At 68.9% G+C, this 3,053-nt stretch carries 2 protein-coding genes; one reads left to right on the top strand and one right to left on the bottom strand.

The window, feature by feature from the left end:
• Positions 1-103: 103 nt before the first annotated feature.
• The gene (locus ACFXA3_RS39810) at positions 104-622 is read right to left on the bottom strand and encodes a hypothetical protein (protein ID WP_385195876.1); all 519 of its coding nucleotides are present in this window, start codon (positions 620-622) and stop codon (positions 104-106) included.
• Between the two features lie 384 nt (positions 623-1,006).
• On the opposite strand from ACFXA3_RS39810, the gene thrS reads away from it, so the two are divergent.
• Positions 1,007-2,983 (top strand): threonine--tRNA ligase, encoded by a 1,977-nt coding sequence (thrS, locus tag ACFXA3_RS39805; protein WP_385195873.1) that lies wholly within the window; start codon positions 1,007-1,009, stop codon positions 2,981-2,983.
• Positions 2,984-3,053: the final 70 nt, after the last annotated feature.

Raw genomic sequence — 3,053 nt, 5'->3', positions numbered from 1 at the left:
GAGCTCGCCCTGGGTCTCGTGGGCGCGGTGTTGTGTCTAAGAGAACGGGGTCACCCCTGTCCGCCGCCCGCTCAGCTGTTCTCCCCGGTGACCTGCTCCCGGATCAGACCGCGAGGGCGATGGCCTCCATCGCCCGGTTCTGCCCGGTGCTGCCGATGGCCACCTCGTAGGCGTAGCCGCTCCAGCCCGTCCAGCCGAAGTTGGAGAAGTGGCCGTTGGCGCTGACACCGGTGCCGGTGCTGATGACGAGGGCCTCGATGTTCAGGCCCCGGCCCGTCGTGCCGACGGTGACGTTCTGGCCGTCGGCGGCACAGACCTTGTTCTGCCAGCCGATGTTCTGGACGTGCGCCTGCACGCAGAGGCCGCCGGTGCCGGCGGTGGCGACGGTCAGCGCCTCGATGCCGAGGTTCTTGCCGGTGGTGCCGGCCATCGCGCCGTTGCAGACGCTCCCCTGCCAGCCGATGCTCCGCACGTGCGCCTGGTAGCAGATGGCGGTTCCGGAGGCGGCGGCCGCGGCATCGGCCGCGCTGGTGCCCGCGGCGGAGGCGGGAGCCGCGAGAGCCACCGTGCTGCCGACGGTGAGCGCGACGGATGCGAGAACGGTGCCGAGTGCCTTGCGCATGGGACCCCCAGGTGATGAGCGGGCGGCTGCTGCCGTCCCGGTGGGCCCATTCCGCCATGCACACACCGTCGAGTCAATCTTTAATGAAATCTCCGAGCGGCACCTCTGCGTCGGTTTCGGCGGGAATAATCCGTATTGTTAGGCGGTTTCCGGTCCTCCTGTCAGGCTGATTGGCTCGATCCGATCTCCTGGATTTTCAGTAAAGGTTCACAAGGTGAAGGGGGTGTGGGAGGCCGCGGCGCACCGGGGCGCCGCCGGGAGGGCTCGGCCGTAACCGTTTCGCGGGGGAGGCGGTCGGCTCGGTACGATTCAGGCGCGCGGCCTTCGCCCGCGCATCCCTCCCCCAGCTGCCGCTGGGAGGGACCCCAGAGTCAGGAGAGACCGGTGTCAGACGTCCGTGTGATCATCCAACGCGATTCCGAGCGGGACGAGCGCGTGGTGGCCACGGGCACTACGGCGGCCGAGCTCTTCGCCGGCGAGCGCACCATCGTCGCCGCGCGCGTCGCGGGCGAACTGAAGGACCTCGCGTACGAGGTGAAGGACGGCGAGACCGTCGAGCCGGTGGAGATCTCCTCCGAGGACGGCCTGAACATCCTGCGCCACTCGACCGCGCACGTCATGGCGCAGGCCGTGCAGGAGCTCTTCCCCGAGGCCAAGCTGGGCATCGGCCCGCCGGTCCGGGACGGCTTCTACTACGACTTCGACGTGGCCCGGCCCTTCACCCCGGAGGACCTGAAGGCCATCGAGAAGAAGATGCAGGAGATCCAGAAGCGGGGCCAGCGGTTCTCCCGCCGCGTCGTCACCGACGAGGCGGCCCGCGAGGAACTCGCCGACGAGCCGTACAAGCTGGAGCTCATCGGCATCAAGGGTTCCGCGTCGACCGACGACGGTGCGAACGTCGAGGTGGGCGGCGGCGAGCTGAGCATCTACGACAACCTGGACGCCAAGACCGGCGAGCTGTGCTGGAAGGACCTCTGCCGCGGTCCCCACCTGCCCACCACCCGCAACATCCCGGCCTTCAAGCTGATGCGCAACGCGGCCGCCTACTGGCGCGGCAGCGAGAAGAACCCGATGCTCCAGCGCATCTACGGCACCGCCTGGCCCTCGAAGGACGAGCTGAAGGCCCACCTCGACTTCCTCGCCGAGGCCGAGAAGCGCGACCACCGCAAGCTCGGCAACGAGCTGGACCTGTTCTCCGTCCCGGACGAGATCGGCTCCGGCCTGGCCGTCTTCCACCCGCGCGGCGGCATCATCCGCCGCACCATGGAGGACTACTCGCGCCGCCGGCACGAGGAGGAGGGCTACGAGTTCGTCTACTCCCCGCACGCCACCAAGGGCGCGCTCTTCGAGAAGAGCGGCCACCTGGACTGGTACGCGGAGGGCATGTACCCCCCCATGCAGCTCGACGGTGGTACCGACTACTACCTCAAGCCCATGAACTGCCCGATGCACAACCTGATCTTCGACGCGCGCGGCCGCTCCTACCGTGAGCTCCCGCTGCGCCTGTTCGAGTTCGGCACCGTGTACCGGTACGAGAAGTCGGGCGTGGTCCACGGCCTGACCCGGGCCCGCGGCTTCACCCAGGACGACGCGCACATCTACTGCACCCGCGAGCAGATGGCCGACGAGCTCGACCGCACCCTCACCTTCGTGCTGAACCTGCTGCGCGACTACGGCCTGACCGACTTCTACCTGGAGCTGTCCACCAAGGACCCGGAGAAGTTCGTCGGCTCGGACGAGGTCTGGGAGGAGGCCACCGCGGTCCTCCAGCAGGTCGCCGAGAAGCAGGGCCTCCCGCTGACCCCCGACCCGGGCGGCGCGGCCTTCTACGGCCCGAAGATCTCCGTGCAGGCGCGCGACGCCATCGGCCGCACCTGGCAGATGTCGACCGTCCAGCTCGACTTCAACCTGCCGGAGCGGTTCAACCTGGAGTACACCGCCCCCGACGGCTCCCGCCAGCGCCCGGTGATGATCCACCGCGCGCTGTTCGGCTCGATCGAGCGGTTCTTCGCCGTACTGCTGGAGCACTACGCGGGCGCCATGCCGCCGTGGCTGGCCCCGGTCCAGGCGGTCGGCATCCCGATCGGCGACGGGCACGTCGAGTACCTGCAGGAGTTCGCCGCCGCGGCGAAGAAGAAGGGCCTGCGGGTCGAGGTGGACGCCTCCTCCGACCGGATGCAGAAGAAGATCCGCAACCACCAGAAGCTCAAGGTCCCGTTCATGATCATCGTCGGTGACGAGGACATGGCAGCGGGCACCGTCTCCTTCCGTTACCGCGACGGTTCGCAGGAGAACGGCATCGCCAAGGACGAGGCCCTGGCCAAGCTGGCCAAGGTCGTCGAGGACCGCGTCCAGGTCTGACCGGCGCAGTCGCGTCAGTGAGGGGGCCCCCGGGCAATGTAGGGCCCCCCGGGGCCCGCCACCGGGGGCC

Source organism: Streptomyces sp. NPDC059456 (assembly GCF_042750055.1).
Lineage (GTDB): Bacteria > Actinomycetota > Actinomycetes > Streptomycetales > Streptomycetaceae > Streptomyces.
Note: the sequence above shows the minus strand (reverse complement) of the source record. Positions and strands in the feature narration are given on the sequence as shown.

Excerpts from the sequence above, each read along its gene's own strand:
- ACFXA3_RS39810 (WP_385195876.1), bottom strand. The coding sequence starts at position 622 with ATGCGCAAGGCACTCGGCACCGTTCTCGCATCCGTCGCGCTCACCGTC.